This is a genomic window from Amycolatopsis rifamycinica (genome assembly GCF_000695625.1).
Taxonomy (GTDB): domain Bacteria; phylum Actinomycetota; class Actinomycetes; order Mycobacteriales; family Pseudonocardiaceae; genus Amycolatopsis; species Amycolatopsis rifamycinica.
The window spans coordinates 63,922-79,732 of sequence record NZ_JMQI01000055.1 but is presented as its reverse complement, the minus strand read 5'-3'; the positions used below and the strand labels follow the sequence as shown (position 1 = coordinate 79,732).

The following is a 15,811-nucleotide window of genomic DNA, read 5'->3' as shown; positions in this document are numbered from 1 at the left end:
CTGATCAGTGGCGTCGACGCTCATGACCAGGAAGACGACCCGATCAAGCCACCGCGACAGGAATCACTCGATCGGCCTACATCAATTTCGTGACGGACCATCAATCCATTGACGGATCATGGAGTGGTCCTTCAGCGGCCGACGTAACGACGTTGGCCGCGCCCGCGCCCATCCACCACCACGTCGACGAACACCAGCAGCTGCCGCAGGCGCTTTCCCGCCGTCCAAGACCCAAGCGTCGTCATGCCGGGTCTTCCGCGCCGATCGGTTCCACGGCGGTGCTGGTTTCGATTCACATCCGATGCAAGTCGGCCAGGGCGTCAACGAATGACGACGGCAGCGGCTCGCCGCACGCCGGCAATCCCCGCCAGCCCGGACCGGCCGGGCGGACCGGGACCCCCTCGGCGTGCAGGGTGCGCAGGGCCCGCACGTCCGCCGACGGCGACGTCATCGACCACACCACCACGGCACTCGGCGCGAACCGGCCGCACACCGCCCGCAGGACGTCGAGCGGTACCAGGCCGCCCAGGAACATCGCGGGCGCGCCGTCGTCGCCCAGTGCCGCGCAGAGCATCTTCACCGGCAGGTCGTGGCGCTCGGCCGGCCCGCAGACGAACAGCACGGGCCCCCGGCCGGACCGCGCGGGAGCCGGTGCCCGCAACCGGTCCAGCGCGGCCGAAGCCGCGGCGGCGAGCGCCCACTCCGCGGCCATCGCGGCGCGGTCGCCCGCTTTCGCCCAGCGTTGCCCGATGTCCCGCAGGACCGGCGCGACGACCTCGGTCCACGACTTCGCCACGCCGAGGCTGCCGAGGGCGTCGTCGACCAGGTCGCCCAGGGTGGCCAGGTCGAGCCGTTCGGCGGATTCGGCGATCCGCAGCCGCCGGAGGTCGACGGTCGTCTCCGCCGCCGACCGGGACAGCACCAGCCGGGCGGCTTCACCCGCCCGCGTGCCCTGCACCTGGAGCGCCCGCATCCGCCGCAGCCGATCGAGGTCGCCGGGCAGGTACCGGCGGCGGCCGTTCTTCTCGCGCCCGGACGCACCGATGCCGTAGCGTTGTTCCCACGTCCGGAGCGTCACCTGCGAAACGCCGAGGATGCGGGCGACCTCGTTCGAGCTGAGCGATCGCGGCTCGGGTGTTCTGCTCACTCGGTCTCCCGGGCGCCGGCTGCAACGATTGTGCAACCGTACCCGTGCGAGCCCGAAATACCCCGCCGGAAGCGCGCCACCGATCCACGGGCGATGCAAAGGCGGCGACCGGGAGGCCGGGCGACCGGCACGGCGAAGGTCTCGCCCGAGTACCTGGGCGATACCTACCGGCGGCTCAACCGGCCCGCGGACGCCACCTCCCGCTCCGCGGGGCAGAGGAGGCGGACCTCTTTCCCTTGGCCAGGTGGGTGCGTTCCCGCTCGATTTCCTTCATCACAGCCGATTGAGTGGCCTCGGAGCCGAATGACCGGCCTGAGATCGTCGGCGGCTCCCGCGCTGTGACACCGTGTCGGTAAATCTGCGGGACCGGTCCCACCGGGAATTGGCCATTCTGTACCGATGGGGAGAACAGGGCCGCTCGGATTTCTCGGCGCCGACGTACTGGTCAAGCTGCTCGGGGCGCTTTGCCTCCGGCCCCGGCTCGGCGACCGGCCGCGGAAACTCGACGAACAATGCCACTGGGGCGACTACCAGGACGAGCGGTCCGAACGGCGGGGCCTGCCCATGGTGTGCCTCGTCCGGCCGCCCGAAAACGGGGATGTGCTCGCCGCCGTCGCGGAACGGCTCAAGACCGCGAAGCCGCAGGGGAGCATCCGGTACGCGCGGCCGGAGCTCTCCCGGTACGAAGGGCGGGACGCAACCGGTCCCGCGACCGTCGGCTCCGTCACCGTCGTGCGGGACATTCTGCGGGATGCCCGGAAACAGCTCGGCGACAGCGCGACCGCGCACACCAGCCGGGTGCCCTTTCCGCTGTTCGACCTCGTCTACTGGCTGATGCTGCAGGACTACGACGGCCGCGACGATCCCGACGGGGTGCTGCGGCGGGCCATCCGGCGGATCAGCCTCGCCGAGCGGTTCAGCTCCTCCGCCGAGGAGACCGTCAAGCAGCTGCCCGAGAACCAGGGCATCTGGAAGGTCTTCTCGCTCCTGGTGCGCGGGCTGACGCTGCTGACGTTCCGGATCGCCGTCACCGGGCGGGTTCCGGTGCTCTCCGGGCGGTACCGCTGGTTCCTGCGGCAACCGCACCTGGCCCCCGAAATGTCCGGCAGCTTCGTCCGGTTCGCCCGGCGGCTCACCGACGGGCAATGGCAGGAAGAGGCCCCCGAGTACGTCTGCCGCCTGCTGCTCAACGCCTTCCTCGAAGACCTGCGGCGCGCGTACCGGCTGCGGCCGTGGCGGGTGTGGCGGCGGCGCCGGATGACCTACCCCGTGCTGCTGCTGGACGAGGTGAGCGTCGGCAACGGCGGCTACCGGCTGATGGAACTGGTCAACTCCGTCCGCAACCAGGTCGGGCGGTTCGACCCGCTGCTGGTGATCAGCGCCAGCCCCGCGCCGCCGCCCGAGCTGGAACAGTCGCCGCACCGGCCGCAGTTCCAGGCCGCGCAGGCGCGCGCCGCGTACGTGGCCTGGCAGAACCAGCTCGAACGCGACCGGCGGGAACGCCGGCCGACCGCCTGGTACCTGCCCATCGGCGTCCGGCCGCCGTCGGACGACGACGAGCCGAAGGTCCGGCAGATGCTGCAGACCCTCGGCAGCGACTACCGGTTCCGCCGGCAGGTGCGGCCGCCGTGGTGGGCGAGCCGGTGGACGCGGATCGGGGTGCCGGTCCTCGTCGTCGCGCTGGTCGCCGGGTTCGTCGCCTACCGCACCCAGGACACCTACGCCCAGCACTGCGGCTCCGACAACCCGTGGCTGACCTGGACCGGCAGCGAATGCGTCGGCACCACGGACGGCTCCCAGGACGTCTTCCAGCCGTCGGACGCGACGATCCGGCAGGTCGAGGCGGTCGTACTGGACCAGAACCACCGCGCGGAGCGGCTGCACGAAGCCCACCCGGAGCGGCCGTACATCACGCTGGTCGTCCTCGAGGCGCTGACGTCGTCCAACAACGTCGCGGAGGGGCTGACCACCGAACGGGAGTCGCTGGAAGGGTTCGCCGTCGCCCAGCTGCGGCAGCTGAACGCGCCGGGCTCGGCCGACCCGATCGTCCGGCTGCTCATCGCCAACGCCGGCCGCAACATGCGCGAAGGCGTGCGGGTGGCCAACCAGCTGCGGCAGCAGGCCCAGCAGGACAGCAGCATCGTCGGCGTCGTCGGGCTGGACATCAGCAGCGAGCCGACCCAGCGGACCATCGCCGCGCTGACCAACGCCGGGCTGCCGATGGTCGCCTCGACGCTGTCCGCCGATCCGCTGGCCGACCTGAACCCGATGTACTTCCAGGTGACCCCGCAGAACCGGCGCGAGGCCGCGGTGGCGGCCGGGTTCGCCGAGCAGCTGCCGGGCCCGAAGGTGGTCCGCGTCTACTACTCCGACGACGACGCCGACGTCTACAGCACCAATCTGCGCGACGACGTCCTGAAGTCGTTCCGGGACAAGGGTTTCCAGGCCGAAGGGCGGGCGTTCACCCCGGACGGCGGCCTCGGCGGGCCGCCTTCGCACGTCCGTTACGGCGAGACGCTGCTGGGCAACGCCGGCGCGGCGGGCCGCGACACCTGTTCCTACGACGGCATGGCGTTCTTCGCCGGCCGGGGTGTGCCCGACTTCGGCCAGTTCCTCGGCAGCGCCGCGCAGTGCGGCAGCCGGGCCACGGTGATCGGCGACGACGACGTCACGCGGTTTGTCGCCGACCAGGGCGAACGCCGGCGCAACCGCGCACTGCCCTACTACTACCTGTCGTTCGCCACCGCGCCGGTCAACGAGCCGGGCGGCGTGGCCCTCGACTTCTACAAGACGCTGGACGAGACGCTGTTCCCGTTCGAACGGACGCCGGAGGGCCGCTCGTACGACGGCCACGCCGCCCTGGCCTACGACGCCGCCCAGGTGATGATCGTCGCGGCGGCGTACCTGCGCGAGACGGCGGCCGAGATCCCGGTGACGCCGGGGGCGATCTGGCGCGAGATCACCGCCATCCACACGTCGCGCCCGGGTACCGAGCAGGTCAACAAGTACCTCGAGGGTGTCACCGGCACCATCGACTTCGGCGGCGACATCAGCCGGAACGTGCCCCAGAACAAGCCGGTCGCGGTGATGGGCGTGGCGGGCGGCGAAGTCGACAAGTCGGTGCACGGCTTCTGCGGCGCCGCCGACGGCCCGACGTCCGACACCTGGTGCCCGCCCGACCCGTAGGAGCCGGAGCCTCGGGACGGTGGCCAAACCCGGCAAGGTGAGCAAAACTCACCTTTATGCCCGAACTGAGAGTTTTCAGCGTCCTTGCCCGGATCGGGCTCACCTGCTACGCGGCCGTGCACCTGCTCGTCGCGTGGCTGGCCGCCCAGGTCGCGCTGGGCGACAACGAGCGCGCGGACAAGGCGGGCGCGCTGCAGATCGTCGCGTCCGAAGGCGGCGCGTGGCTGCTCTGGCTGATCGCGGCCGGCACCGGGGTGCTGGCCCTGTGGCAGCTCGCCGAGGCGATCGCCGGCCATCGGCACGTCGCGGCCCGGCGGCGCTGGGTGCGGCGGGCGATCAGCGGCGTCGAAGTGGTGCTGTACGGCCTCGTCGGCTACAGCGCCGGCAAGACGGCGATGGGCGCGTCCGGCAAGGCCGGCTCGGTGGTGGCGAGCGTGCTGAACCGGCCGTGGGGCGCGGTCGCCGTGGTCGCGGCCGGTGTCCTGGTCATCGTGGTCGCGGCGTGGCTCGCCTACCGAGGGGCCCGGAAGAAGTTCCTGCACGACCTCGACTTCGGCGGCGCCTCCCCCACCGTGCGGCTGTCGACCACCCGCCTCGGCCAGATCGGCTGGTGCGCGGTGGGCGTGCTCTACGCGACGGTGGGGGCGATGTTCGTCCTGGCCGCGGTCCGCTACGACCCGGCGAAGGCGGGCGGCCTGGATCCGGCGTTGAAGACGCTGGCCGTGCAGCCCTACGGGCAGGCGTTGCTGCTGGCCCTGGCGGCGGGGATCGCGGTGTTCGGCGTGTTCGCGCTGCTGGAGGCCCGGTTCCGCAAGCTGTGACGCGCGGGTCAGCCGCCGTCGTGGGGGCGGGTCAGGCCCAGATGATCACCGCCCGAGGCGGCCGGGCTACCGGTGCAGGTGCTGCGTCCAGTCCTCGGGCACCCGCCCGGCCGGCCCGGGCACGGCCTGGCTGAGCGGCCGGTGTTCGGGGGCGGCGAGCGCGGGGCCGGATTCGTACAGCACCTCGTCGCTGTAGTCCCAGAACCACTCTTCGCCGGGCTCGAAGCTGCGCGCCAGCCGGTGTCCCGTGGCGGCGGCGTGGCCGCTGGCGTGCTGGGCGGGCGAGGAGTCGCAGCACCCGATGTGCCCGCATTCGGCGCAGCGGCGCAGGTGGAACCACCAGCCCGGCGGGTTCGCGGTGTCGCAGTCCGCGCAGCCGGTGCCGCTCGGCGGGACCGCGGGGTTGATGCCTTCCATGCGAACTCCTCCGCTCGCCCGGGTGATCGACGTGTCCACCTTATGCGGGACGGCGGTGGAGCCGCAGCCCTCCCCGCCCGCCGGACCGCGGGGGCCGGCCGGCGTAGATGGACGGACGACACGCGTACCCGGGCGGACGACACGGCGGCTATGGGCCGGTCGAATATTTGTCGATTCTTTCGATTTTTCGATCGCTTCGACAATCAAATCGAGAAGCTCGTCATAGGAAGCGTTGACGGGCGGAATCGGCCATGTTGGAATATCACCACCAATGGGCATGAGAGGTATCCGTCATGACTTCCCGAGCAACGAAGCTCCGGTCCGTCCTGCTCGCCGCCGCGCTCGCCGTCACGGCGACCGTGTCCGGGGTGAATCCGGCCGCCGCCGCCGAGCAGCTGAACGCTTCGCAGATCGTCGCCGACATGGGCGCCGGGTGGAACCTGGGGAACCAGCTGGAAGCCAACGCCAACGGCGTGCCCGGCGAAACCGCCTGGGGGCTGCCCGCCGTGACCCAGGCGCTCATCGACAAGGTCAAGGCCGCGGGGTTCAAAACCGTCCGGATCCCCGTCTCCTACCTGAACTACATCGGCGCCGGCCCGGGCTACCAGATCAACGCGGCCTGGCTGAACCGGATCCAGCAGGTCGTCGACTACGCCTACAAGCGCGGCCTGTACGTGCTGATCAACATGCACGGCGACGGGTACAAATCCATCAACGGCGCCTGGCTGATCTGCGATGCCGGCGACCAGGCCACCATCAAGGCCAAGTACCAGAAGGTGTGGCAGCAGGTCGCCACCCGGTTCGCCGGCTACGACCAGCACCTGGTCATGGAGGCCATGAACGAGGAGTTCGACGGCCAGTACGGCACCCCGACCCAGCCGTGCTACTCGAACATCAACGCCTACAACCAGATCTTCGTCGACACCGTGCGCAAGACCGGCGGGAACAACACCGCGCGCTGGCTGCTCGTCGCCGGGTGGAACACCAACATCGACTACACCACCGGGAACTACGGTTTCGTGGTGCCGTCCGACCAGTTCCGTTCCCCGTCGATTCCCGCCGCCGAAAAACGGATCATGATTTCCGTCCACTACTACAGCCCGTGGGACTTCGCCGGCGAAGAAAACGGCACCATCACCCAGTGGGGCCGGGGCGCGACCAATCCGGCGAAGAAGTCGACCTGGGGCCAGGAAGACTACCTCGACGCCCAGCTGAAACTGGTGCGCGACACCTTCGTCTCGAAGGGGTATCCGGCCGTCGTCGGGGAGTACGGGTCCATCGACAAGTCGGCGTTCGATTCCTCGAACAACCGGTACCGGGCCGACTTCGCGCGGGCCGTGGTGTCGACGGCCAAGAAGTACGGCGCCGCCACCGTCTACTGGGACAACGGCAACAACGGCCAGTACGGCTTCGGCTTGTTCGACCGGCGGTCCTCCGCGGTGACCCACCAGGGCGTCATCGACGCCATCATGGGCGGCCTCGCCAGTCGATGACCACCGGCCGCAGCCGGGTGCGGATCCGGCGGGCAGGAAGAACGGGCAGGTGCGCCGAGGGGGGAGGAGGCGCACCTGCCCGCAGGTGTGACGCTAGCGGACTGTCCGGCACTTCGCCGATCGAGGGTGGGAAGACAACCCCTCAGCCACAGGTCTTGCCGTTCACCGCGAAGGCCGCCGGACGGTCGTTGGTGCCCGTGTAGCTGCCGTTGAAGCCGATCGAGACCGACTTGCCCGGCGCCACCGCCGCGTTCCAGGACAGGGCCGTGGCGGTGACGTCCGCCCCGGACTGCGCCCACGTCGCCGACCAGCCCTGGGTCACCTTCTGGTTGCCCGGGAACCCGAACTTCAGCGTCCAGCCCTGCCACGCCGTCGTCCCGGAGTTGGTCAGCGTGACGTAGGCGGTGAAGCCGCCGGACCACGAGTTCGCCGTGTAGGTCACCGAGCAGCCGCCGCCCGAGCTGTCCGGCAGCGTCGTGAACTGCGTCGACGCCGAGTCGGACCCGGTCAGGCCGGCGCCGTTGCGGGCCACCACGACCAGCGAGTACGCGGTCGAGGGCGTCAGGCCGGTCAGGGTCGCGGACGTCCCGGTCACGGTGGCGAGGACCTTGCGGGTCGTGCCGGTCACGCTGACGACGTCGTAGTTCTTGATCCCGCTCTCCGCGTCCGAGGACGCGGTCCAGGTGACCGTCGCGCCGGTGGCGGAGACCGCGGACACGACGGGCTTGCCCGCCGCGGCCGGGGCGGTCGTGTCGGCCGCGGACGGCGACTTCTCCGCCGTCCAGTTCGCCAGCCAGGCCAGCGCCGAGTTCCAGTTGATGGCGACCTCGTTCACCGAGTACGCCTGGATGTCGTCGACGAAGCAGCGCTGGGGCGCGCAGCCGGCGAGCAACCGGGCCGCGGTCGGGTCCTGCAGGCCGCTGTTGGGCCCGCCGGACAGCGCCCCGGGCGGCGCGGTCGGCAGCGACGGGTCGAGCTGGTGCGCCCAGAACCGGTGGTGCACGTTCTGCACGGCCTGGTCACCGTGGCCGGCGACGTAGGAGTAGTTCGCCGGGTTCCGGCCCAGCAGGTAGTCCATGGCCTGGAACGCGCCGTCGCGGTACTTGTCCTGCTTGGTGAAGTCGTAGGCCAGGGCGAGCACGACGCCGTTGTTGGCCACCAGGCCGTTGGATCCCCACTCGTACGTGCCGTCGGCCGTGCGGTAGGGCGCGGGGTAGCCCATGCCCGCCATCTGGGCGAGGTGGCTGTCGGCGGTCGTCGTGATCGCCGTCTTGATCGCCGCGACGTCCGCCGACGGCAGGTCGTTCGGCACCAGCGCGAGGGTGATGTCGCCGAGCGCGCCCGTCGAGCCCCAGTCGAAGCCGTGGGTGTTGAAGCTGACGCCCCGGTAGAGCGCGGAACCGGTGACGTCGGTGCGGTACGCGCTCTTCGCCGTCGTCGCGAACAGCTCGGCGGCCGCCCAGTAGAACTCGTCGGTCACGGTGTTGTCGCTGTAGGTCCCGCCGCCGGTGCCGTCGTTCGGGTCGGCGAGCACGTTCGGGTTGGCCTTCGCCGCGGCGTAGGCCTTCTCGGCCGCCGCCAGCAGCTTCGTCGAGTACGCCGGGTCGATCGTCTTCCAGAGCCGGGACGCCTGCGCCGCGACCGCGGCCATGTTGAGCGTGGCCGCCGTGCTCGGCGGGGAGAGCCGGCGCGGCTGGCTGTCCAGTTCGGGCCGGGTGGGCAGCGCGGTCCACGCCGCGTCGTGGATCTTGTGGTGCACCATGCCCGCGTTCGGCTTGCCGTCCGGGACCTGCATGGAGAGCAGGAAGTCGACCTCCCAGCGGGCCTCGTCGAGGATGTCGGGGACGCCGTTGGCCCGCTCCGGGATGGCCAGCTTGCCGTCGCCCAGCGCGCTCGCGTCACCCAGCTTCAGGGCGCGCTCGTACTCGTCGAGCAGCTCCCAGGTCGCGATGCCGCCGTTGACGACGTACTTGCCGTGGTCGCCCGCGTCGTACCAGCCGCCGCGGACGTCGAGGGTGTAGCCGCAGTTCAGGTCCGACCGGCAGGGGACGTTGTTGTCGCCCTGGTTCGGCGCGACGTTGACGTGGCCGGCGGGACGCGCGTAGGTGGCCCCCACGTACTGGGCGTCGATCGCGATCCCGCTGCGCTGGTGGTAGAAGAAGGCCAGCGCGTCGTAGCGCAGCTTCTTCAGCCCGTCCGCGGCGATGTCGAACGGGAAGCTCGTCTCGGTGCCGACGGCGAGGGTGTACCCGGTGCCCGCGGTGTCGTAGGCGGAGAAGTCGATGTCGTGCACGCTCTCGCCGGAGGCGCTGTCCGCGCCGCGGGGCCGGGTCTGGCCGGTGGTCACCGCGGTGCCGGCGGAGTTGCGCAACGTCCACGTCACCGGCGTCGTGGAACTGCTGATGACCGTGGCGTGCTTGGGCAGACCGGGGGTGTAACTTTCCTGGTTCACCCGGATGCCGCTGGTGGGCGGCAGGCCGCCGGGCGGGATCACGCCGCCGATCAGCGAGATGTTGTCCAGGCAGACGGTGTTGTTCGCGGCCTGCCCGCCGAACCAGAAGGCCAGCTGGCCGTTGCCGGCGGCCGGGAAGTCCAAAGTGGACGTGAAGGTGACGGTGAAGTGCTGGGTCGCCGGCGTGACCGTGAGGTCGGTGCGGGAGATCTGCCGGTAGGGCGAGACGGCCTCGCCCGCGACCGCGGAGATCTGCTGGCTGGTCGTCGCGTGGGCGTCGAACGTCAGCGTGTACTGCTGACCGGCCTCGAAGGGGACGCCGTTCTGGCCGGCCAGCGCGTCGTAGCCGTTGGCCGTGCCGCCGGTGACGTCGGTGCAGAACTCCCCGCCGGTCACGCGGCCGGTGGTCCCGGACCCGGCCCACCAGGGGTCGAGGGTGCCGCCGGCGAACGTGCCGTTGAGCAGCCGCTCGTAGTCCGCGGCGGAGGCGGGCACGGAGCCCGCTGTCAGCCCGAGCGCCGTCACCGCCAGTAACACCAAGCCAGCCCGGATTTTCCTTGCCCGCATTCGCCATCTCCTCGTCGTCGAGCCAGGCGGAAGTGGGAGCGCTCCCAGACAGGGGACTGTAATCATGCGCGAGCGCGTTTGGCAATGACCCGTGACGGGAGGCTGGACGGAGCTCTTGGCTTCCTCTATACATACCTGAGCCACCGGGTCACAGGCCGAAACTTTCGGAAAGTCCTACGACAGCCAGCGCGGGCAAAAGTGTTAACGCTAACTTCCGCCCGCCGTCCGGAAAGGGGCGACGATGCCCGCTCGAACCCGTTCACGGATCCCGCACTTGTTCACCGCGGCGGCCGCCGCGCTCTCGTTGTCCGCCGCGGTTCCGGCCGCCGCCGTCGCCGCGCCCGGGAGCCCGGCGGTGACCCCGCCACTGGGCTGGAACAGCTGGAACAGCTTCGGCTGCAACGTCAGCGAGACCACCATCCACCAGGCCGCCGACGCGATGGTCTCCTCCGGCATGCGCGACGCGGGCTACCAGTACGTCGTGGTCGACGACTGCTGGTTCGACCCGCAGCGCGACAGCCAGGGCAACCTGCGCGGCAACGCCTCGAAGTTTCCCAGCGGCATGAAGGCCCTCGGCGACTACATCCACGCCCGTGGCCTGAAGTTCGGCATCTACCAGGTCCCCACCGACCGCACCTGCGCCCAGCGCGGCGGCACCTACCCCGGCTCCACCGGCAGCCAGGGCCACGAAACCCAGGACGCCCGCACGTTCGCCTCCTGGGGCGTCGACTACCTCAAGTACGACTGGTGCTCCTCCGCCGGCACCCGCGACGAGCAGGTCAGCCGCTTCGGCCTGATGCGCGACGCCCTGCGCGCCACCGGACGGCCGATCGTCTACAGCATCAACCCCAACAGCTACCACGCCACCACCGGCGACAAGTACGACTGGGGCCAGGTCGCCGACCTGTGGCGCACCACCGAAGACCTGCTCGACATCTGGCAGAACGGCAACACCAACAGCTACCCGATGGGCGTCGGCAACGTCCTCGACGTCACCGCCCCGCTGGCCGCGCAGGCCGGTCCCGGGCACTGGAACGACCCGGACATGCTCGTCGTCGGCCGCCCGGGCCTGTCGCTGACCGAATCCCGCGCCCACTTCGCCCTCTGGGCCCTGATGGCGGCCCCGCTGATGGCGGGCAACGACATCCGCACGATGTCCGCGGACATCAGCGCGGTCCTGCGCAACCCCCGGCTGCTGGCCGTCAACCAGGACAGCCTGGGTGCCGGCGGCCGCCGGGTCCGCGACGACGGCAACGTCGAGGTCTTCGCCAAGCCGCTGTCCGACGGGTCCGTCGCCGTCGGCCTGTTCAACCGCGGCAGCGGCACGACGACCATCAGCACCACCGCGGCGCAGATCGGGCTCGGCGGGACGTCGTTCACCCTGACCGACCTGTGGACCGGCGGCACGTCCGCCACGAGCGGCGCGATCAGCGCGAGCGTGCCCGCCCACGGCGTCGCCGCCTACCGCGTCTCCGGCGGGACCCCGCTCGCCGCCACGACGTCACGGCTGCGCGGCACCGGCTCGAACCGCTGCCTCGACGTCGACAACGCGTCCACCGCGTCCGGCGCGGGCACGCTGATCTGGGACTGCCAGACCGCCGCCAACCAGCTCTGGACCACCTGGGCGAACGGCGAGATCCGCGTCTTCGGCGACAAGTGCCTCGACGGCGCGGCCAGCGGCGCGCGGGTGCTCAGCCGCTCGTGCACCGGGCAGAACAACCAGCAGTGGACGCTGGGCTCGGACGGCACGATCCGCAATGTCCAATCAGGACTGTGCCTCGACGTCGAAGGGGCCGCGACCGCCAACGGGACCCACGCGATCCTGTGGTCCTGCAACGGACAGGCGAACCAGAAGTGGAGCCGCGCCTGACTCCACCTGACCGGGGGACACGGGAACGGTAACGCGCGGGCGGTAACGGAGCGATAACGGGATACGGACCGTCCGACACCAGGAGAACCTTCCCGTGGAAACACCGTGCCGAGGCCCCATCGACGTCACCCGGGTCAGCGGGTTCGACACCGGCACCGCCGACCCCGACGACCTCCGCCGCGCCGTCACCGCGTCGCCCGGCTACACCCGCGCCGCCACCGAACAACAGGCGGCGGTGCTGGACATCGTGCTCCGGGTGGGCACCACGTCCCGCCCGGAGCGGAGGCGCCGCCGCGGGGTCGTCGGGCGGCTGCTCGGCCGCCGCTGACCCCGCGAACGGCGAAAGCCGCGACCGATGAAATCGGTCGCGGCTTTCGGTTGCGCCGGGCGGGACCGGCTCACCACGTCTTTCCGGTGGCCGGTCCCACCCGTGCCGGCGTCGGCACCAGGGTCGTCGCGTGCCCGGGACGGGGAACCGGAGTGTGCAGCTCGCTCCCGGTTCCGGGCCCACCGCACGACATCGGGCGCGGCGCCGGACTCCGCGCCTCAGCCGGCTTCCGCACACACAACGGGCGGCCGTGGCGCGGGGTCAGTGACCCTGGCTGGTGCCACCGTCGGCGAGGCCACCCGAGGCGCAGTTGTACGGCGACTCGCCCTCGGCCTCGTGCTCGCCCGGCGACAGGATCGGCACGCCGATGCCGTTGAGCGAGTCGTGGATCGGCACCTGGACACCGAGCACGTTGATGTCGTTCTCGCACACGCCGAGCACGGCGTTGACGTTGTGCAGCACGTCGGTGTTGTTCAGGTTCAGCAGGCCGAGCTGGCCGGTGTGACCACTGTGGTGGTCGTGGTCGTCCGGCGTGCCGGCGGCCGCGACGCCCCCGGCCAGGAAAGCGCCGGCGGCCATGGCGGCCGTGACGAAACCAACCTTCTTCAGCATTTGTTCTCCTCGTTCGTTCGGTACATCGTGTTCGGTGCATCGGACAGGACGGGCGGCGAGGTGTGTGTTCTCCGTCCCGCGTGAGGGAAACGTACTGAAAGAATGGGATCGGATCCACTTCGCACCACCATCGGGTGCGCGCCGGAAGCCGCTGACCGGCGATGATTGACCCGATCGGGTCAGCCGGGTTTGACGGCGGGAAGCCGTTTCGCCGGAAACGCGACTCATTCGCACACTCGTTCACGGTGCAACCACCCGAAGAATCACGCCGGAATGGCGGGGGAAGCCCTAGGATCGGACACACGGAACTCGTTCCCCTGACCCCGGGAACGGGTATCCGGCTGGTGAACCGGCGAGGTGTGGACCCCTCAGCCAAGCCCGCAGCCGGGCGACGGACGACCTCGCCGGTTCCCAGCCGCTCCCCGGGCATCCGGCAGGTGGCCGCCCAGCACCGCGCGGACCACGCGTTCGGCGTCCTCATCGGACAGTGCGGGCCCGGTACCGCTCCCGGCGGCCACGACGACCGCGGCCACGTCACGGAGCTTGACGTTGCTCAGCTGCGACACGGCGACCAGCACGCCGAACGCCTCGGCGGCGGAGCAGCCGCGCAGGAGCATCACCATGCCCTTGGCCTGCTCGATCACCGGCCGGGAGGACAGCGCCGCGCGCAGCTGCGCGTTTTCGACCGCCGGGTCGACGTCACCGGCCACGGTCGCGCTCCCCCGTTGTGCTCCGCCCAGCGCAAAGCCGCCGCACGGAAAACGCTTCCGTGCGGCGGCTTCCCACCGGGTCGATCGGTCAGTGACCCTGGGCCGTCCCACCGTCGGCGATGCTGCCGCTGGCGCAGTTGGACGGCGTCGAGCCTTCGGCCTCGCTCGCCCCCGGCGACATGATCGGGACGTCGATGCCTTCGGCGACGTCGTGCAGCGGGACCTGCACCCCGAGCACGTTGATGGTGTTGTCGCAGACGGCGCCGACCAGGTTGACGTTGTGCAGGACGTCGAGGCTCTGCACGTTGGCCAGGCCGAACTGCTCGCTCTGGTCGATCGGGTAGCTGTCGACGGTGGCCGCGGAGGCCGCGCCGCCGAACCCGGCCAGGCCGGCGGCCAGGGCGGTCGCGACGAATCCGAGCTGCTTGATCACGGGAAAGAACTCCTCAACTGCCCCGCCCCGGCAAGGGGCGGCACTTCACGGTGCGAGCTGGAGCCGCACCCATTCCGGAAATCGTTTCTTTCCGCCGGAGCGGAAAGCTCACTCGCCCTGGCTGGTGCCGCCGTCGGCGAGCCCGCTGGCGGCGCAGTTGTACGGCGACTCGCCCTCGGCCTCGCTGGCGCCCGGCGACAGGATCGGCACGCCGATGCCGTTGAGCGAGTCGTGGATCGGCACCTGGACGCCGAGCACGTTGATGTCGTTGCCACACAGGCCGAGCGTCGCCTGGACGTTGTGCAGCGCATCGGTGTTGTTCAGGTTCACCAGGCCGACCTGACCGGTGTGGTCGTAGCCGTAGTGGCCGTGGTGGTGGCCCTCCTCGTCCGGCGTCCCGGCGGCCGCGATCCCGCCGGTGACGAACGCGCCGGCAGCCATCGCGGCGGCGACGAAGCCGATTTTCTTCAGCATGGAATCTCCTCGATAAGACAATTGCCAATGCGGCATTCAGGGCATTGTTCCGCCTTGGTGGGAAAAACTTACTGATCCCCCGCCGGGCGTTCCAGCCGATTCACCGATCGTGTGAGGTGCGCGAACCCCTGACCGGTGTTCGTATAGCTCGAACGGGTGGTCAACCGGGTATCCGCGGTCGCGGCCGGCCGACCCGGCGGCTGCGCACCGGACCATTATCACGCACCGTGTTCCGACGGTCGAGACGCTTCGGTTCGTCACGCTTTGGGGTTGCCTGGGCGACCGATATCCCTCTCGGAGCGTGACGAATTCCCGAACCCCATCCTTCGAAAGTGAAGCCACTTCCGCGTTCCTACGCTTTGCCCGGTCACCCGGTTCGCGGTGCGGGACGTGAGGAGTCGTTCGTGGTGGATTACGCGGTGCTCGTGGCGTCCGCGGTGCTCTACGCGGTGGGGATCGTCGCGCAGAGCGTCGCCGCGCGGCGGGCCGGAAGCCGGCCGGGCGCGGGACTGGGCCTGCTGGCCCGCCTGGCCGCGGATCGCCTGTACCTGCTGGGTTTCGCCGGGCAGGCCGGTGGTTTCGCGCTCGCGTTCTTCGCGCGGGCTTCGCTGCCGCTGTACCTGGTCCAGGCCGCGTCGTCGTCGGCCATCGGGCTGGCGACCGCGTTCGGGGTCGTCGTCCTCGGGTGGCGGATCCGCACCGGCGAGGCGATGACGTTGGTGCTGCTGGCAGCCGGGCTGGTCGTGCTGGCCGGGTCCTCGTCGGCTTCGGTCGCCACGGACCTCCCGCCCGCCGGGGTCGCCGCACTGGCGCTGGTGGTCGCCGGCACGGGACTGGCCATGGTCCCCGCGGGCCGCGCGGCGACGTTCCTGCCGGCCGCGATCCTGTCCGGGCTCGCGTTCGCCGTCGTGGCGGTCGCCAGCCGGACGCTCGCCCACCTCGATCTCGCCGCCCTGCCGGGGCAGCCGCTGACGTGGCTGATGCTGGTGGCGGCGGTGCTCGGCCAGGCGTCGATGGCCTCGGCCCTCCAGCGCGGCCCGGCGGCCGCGGTGGTGGCCACCGCCGACGCGACGACGATCGTGCTGTCCTCGGTCACGGGGATCACCGCCCTCGGCGACCACGTCGTCGCCGGCCACGGACCATGGGTGGCCACCGGCCTCGCCGTGGTCGTGTGCGGCGTCCTGCTGCTCGGCGTCCAGTCCCGCGCCGGCGCGCCCGCACTCGCCGGAGAAGCCGCATGAGTGCGCGGCCGCTCGCCACCGCCCGGACCGCGATCGCCGGCACACCCCGCCCTCGCCGGA

General features: G+C 70.8%; 13 protein-coding genes. 6 read left to right on the top strand and 7 right to left on the bottom strand.

Translation table 11 applies throughout. From position 1 onward, the window contains the following. Positions 1 to 292 precede the first annotated feature (292 nt). Positions 293 to 1,147 carry a MerR family transcriptional regulator gene (locus DV20_RS26005; RefSeq protein ID WP_043784612.1) on the bottom strand — a complete coding sequence of 285 codons (855 nt, stop codon included), beginning with the start codon at positions 1,145 to 1,147 and terminating at the stop codon, positions 293 to 295. A 399-nt stretch (positions 1,148 to 1,546) separates the two neighbouring features. Here DV20_RS26005 and DV20_RS45060 point away from each other — a divergent pair, with 399 nt between their 5' ends. Continuing rightward, positions 1,547 to 4,333, top strand: coding sequence for a type 1 periplasmic-binding domain-containing protein (locus DV20_RS45060; protein ID WP_043784611.1), 2,787 nt, complete (start codon positions 1,547 to 1,549; stop codon positions 4,331 to 4,333). Positions 4,334 to 4,389: 56 nt separating this feature from the next. After that, positions 4,390 to 5,154: a DUF1206 domain-containing protein gene (locus DV20_RS45055; protein ID WP_043784610.1), complete on the top strand. Its 765-nt coding sequence runs from the start codon at positions 4,390 to 4,392 to the stop codon at positions 5,152 to 5,154. A 66-nt stretch (positions 5,155 to 5,220) separates the two neighbouring features. Here the strand turns inward: DV20_RS45055 and DV20_RS25990 are convergent, their stop codons facing one another. Then, positions 5,221 to 5,571 (bottom strand): UBP-type zinc finger domain-containing protein, encoded by a 351-nt coding sequence (locus DV20_RS25990; protein WP_043784608.1) that lies wholly within the window; start codon positions 5,569 to 5,571, stop codon positions 5,221 to 5,223. 293 nt (positions 5,572 to 5,864) lie between these two features. Here DV20_RS25990 and DV20_RS25985 point away from each other — a divergent pair, with 293 nt between their 5' ends. Continuing rightward, positions 5,865 to 7,064 carry a glycoside hydrolase family 5 protein gene (locus tag DV20_RS25985; protein ID WP_043784606.1) on the top strand — a complete coding sequence of 400 codons (1,200 nt, stop codon included), beginning with the start codon at positions 5,865 to 5,867 and terminating at the stop codon, positions 7,062 to 7,064. Positions 7,065 to 7,206: 142 nt separating this feature from the next. On the opposite strand, the gene DV20_RS25980 is transcribed toward DV20_RS25985, so the two are convergent. Next, positions 7,207 to 10,053 (bottom strand): glycoside hydrolase family 9 protein, encoded by a 2,847-nt coding sequence (locus tag DV20_RS25980; RefSeq protein ID WP_043784835.1) that lies wholly within the window; start codon positions 10,051 to 10,053, stop codon positions 7,207 to 7,209. Between the two features lie 271 nt (positions 10,054 to 10,324). Between DV20_RS25980 and DV20_RS25975 the strand changes: the two genes are divergently transcribed. Both DV20_RS25975 and DV20_RS25970 read left to right on the top strand, forming a co-directional pair. Next, positions 10,325 to 11,953 carry a glycoside hydrolase family 27 protein gene (locus DV20_RS25975; RefSeq protein WP_043784604.1) on the top strand — a complete coding sequence of 543 codons (1,629 nt, stop codon included), beginning with the start codon at positions 10,325 to 10,327 and terminating at the stop codon, positions 11,951 to 11,953. A 94-nt stretch (positions 11,954 to 12,047) separates the two neighbouring features. Continuing rightward, complete coding sequence (locus DV20_RS25970; RefSeq protein ID WP_043784602.1) at positions 12,048 to 12,281, top strand: hypothetical protein; 234 nt, start codon at positions 12,048 to 12,050, stop codon at positions 12,279 to 12,281. A gap of 261 nt (positions 12,282 to 12,542) precedes the next feature. On the opposite strand, the gene DV20_RS25965 is transcribed toward DV20_RS25970, so the two are convergent. The 4 genes from DV20_RS25965 to DV20_RS25950 form a co-directional block, all read right to left on the bottom strand. Beyond that, positions 12,543 to 12,893, bottom strand: a complete 351-nt coding sequence (locus DV20_RS25965; RefSeq protein WP_043784601.1) for a hypothetical protein — start codon at positions 12,891 to 12,893, stop codon at positions 12,543 to 12,545. Positions 12,894 to 13,261: 368 nt separating this feature from the next. Then, positions 13,262 to 13,603, bottom strand: coding sequence for an ANTAR domain-containing protein (locus tag DV20_RS25960; RefSeq protein WP_043784600.1), 342 nt, complete (start codon positions 13,601 to 13,603; stop codon positions 13,262 to 13,264). Positions 13,604 to 13,691: 88 nt separating this feature from the next. Further along, on the bottom strand, positions 13,692 to 14,036 hold the full coding sequence (locus DV20_RS25955) for a hypothetical protein (RefSeq protein WP_043784599.1): 345 nt from the start codon (positions 14,034 to 14,036) through the stop codon (positions 13,692 to 13,694). Between the two features lie 108 nt (positions 14,037 to 14,144). Next, positions 14,145 to 14,510, bottom strand: coding sequence for a hypothetical protein (locus tag DV20_RS25950; protein WP_043784598.1), 366 nt, complete (start codon positions 14,508 to 14,510; stop codon positions 14,145 to 14,147). A gap of 404 nt (positions 14,511 to 14,914) precedes the next feature. On the opposite strand from DV20_RS25950, the gene DV20_RS25945 reads away from it, so the two are divergent. Then, positions 14,915 to 15,751 (top strand): DMT family protein, encoded by an 837-nt coding sequence (locus DV20_RS25945; RefSeq protein ID WP_043784597.1) that lies wholly within the window; start codon positions 14,915 to 14,917, stop codon positions 15,749 to 15,751. Positions 15,752 to 15,811: the final 60 nt, after the last annotated feature.

Excerpts from the sequence above, each read along its gene's own strand:
- DV20_RS25950 (WP_043784598.1), bottom strand. The coding sequence starts at position 14,510 with ATGCTGAAGAAAATCGGCTTCGTCGCCGCCGCGATGGCTGCCGGCGCG.
- DV20_RS25990 (WP_043784608.1), bottom strand. The coding sequence starts at position 5,571 with ATGGAAGGCATCAACCCCGCGGTCCCGCCGAGCGGCACCGGCTGCGCG.
- DV20_RS45055 (WP_043784610.1), top strand. The coding sequence starts at position 4,390 with ATGCCCGAACTGAGAGTTTTCAGCGTCCTTGCCCGGATCGGGCTCACC.
- DV20_RS25985 (WP_043784606.1), top strand. The coding sequence starts at position 5,865 with ATGACTTCCCGAGCAACGAAGCTCCGGTCCGTCCTGCTCGCCGCCGCG.
- DV20_RS45060 (WP_043784611.1), top strand. The coding sequence starts at position 1,547 with ATGGGGAGAACAGGGCCGCTCGGATTTCTCGGCGCCGACGTACTGGTC.
- DV20_RS25975 (WP_043784604.1), top strand. The coding sequence starts at position 10,325 with ATGCCCGCTCGAACCCGTTCACGGATCCCGCACTTGTTCACCGCGGCG.
- DV20_RS25965 (WP_043784601.1), bottom strand. The coding sequence starts at position 12,893 with ATGCTGAAGAAGGTTGGTTTCGTCACGGCCGCCATGGCCGCCGGCGCT.